Raw genomic sequence first — 1,162 nt, forward strand, 5'->3', positions numbered from 1 at the left:
CTCCAGCATGTCGCGCAGCACCGACTTCGGCTCCAGCTGGAAGTCGCGCGCCCACGGCACCTCCTGGCAGTAGCGCTCGAACGCCGCGTCCAGCAGCTCCTCCAACGGGCGCGGGTACGTGATCTCGGCGAGACGCTCCAGGCGCTCCTCGTACTCGACGCCGTCGGCCTTCATATCCTGCATGGCCTTGTCGCGCGCGGCGCGCTCCTGCGCGCGCAGCACCTGCCGCGGGTTCTCCAGCGTTGCCTCGGCCATGGAGATGACGTCGAGGGCGAACGAGTCGCTCTCCGGGTCCAAAAGCTCCAGCGCCGCCAGCAGAAACGGCGACAGCGGCTGGTCGAGCGCGAAGTCCTCCGGCAGGTCCACCGTGCATGCGTACTCGACGACGCCCCCTTCGCCCTCCACCTGCTCGATGACGTCGGCGCTGGTCAGCGTGTCGAATATCTCGTCCGTGCGCACGACGAGCGCCCGCTTCTCCTCGTCGGTCTGAGCCGAGTCGTCGATGAGCTTGCGCACGCGGCCGTACGCGTCGCCACCCTGCACGACCTCGGACAGCACCATGGAATGGGTGATCTTCATGCGCGGCTTCAACGTCTCGGGCACCGCCGCGATGAGGCGCTCGAAGGTCTGCTTGTTCCAGGTGACGAAGCCCTCGGGCGGCTGCTTCTTCTTGACCTTGCGGATCTTCTTCGGGTCGTCGCCCGCCTTCGCCATGAGCTTCGCGTTCTCGATGTCGTGCTCGGGTGCCTCGGCGATCACCATGCCCTCGGTGTCGAAGCCCGAGCGCCCCGCGCGGCCCACGATCTGATGGAACTCGCGAGCGCGCAGGCGGCGCATCTTGTAGCCGTCGAACTTCGTGAGCTGCGTGAGCACCACGGTGTGGATGGGCACGTTGATGCCCACGCCCAGCGTGTCGGTGCCGCAGATGACGGGCAGGAGGCCCTGCTGGGCCAGCTTCTCCACGAGCAGTCGGTAGCGCGGCAGCATGCCCGCGTGGTGCACGCCCACGCCGCTCGCCAGCAGGCGCTTGAGCGTCTTGCCGAACGCCGTGGTGAAGCGGGTCCCGCTCGACGCCTCCTTGATCCTCTCGCGCTGCTCCTTGCCGGCGATGCCGAAGTTGGCGAGCGACTGCGCCGTCGCCAGGGCGGCGTCCTGCGAGAAG

Annotated in this window: 1 protein-coding gene; it reads right to left on the reverse strand. The window is 68.2% G+C overall.

The annotated features are described in order from the left end of the window. The coding region (locus ACMO6A_RS14120) for a DUF3516 domain-containing protein (protein ID WP_418471450.1) at positions 1-1,162 on the reverse strand (1,162 nt) is incomplete at both ends.

Origin of the sequence: Eggerthella sp. (genome assembly GCF_048329335.1) — a bacterium.
Classification (GTDB): domain Bacteria; phylum Actinomycetota; class Coriobacteriia; order Coriobacteriales; family Eggerthellaceae; genus Eggerthella; species Eggerthella lenta.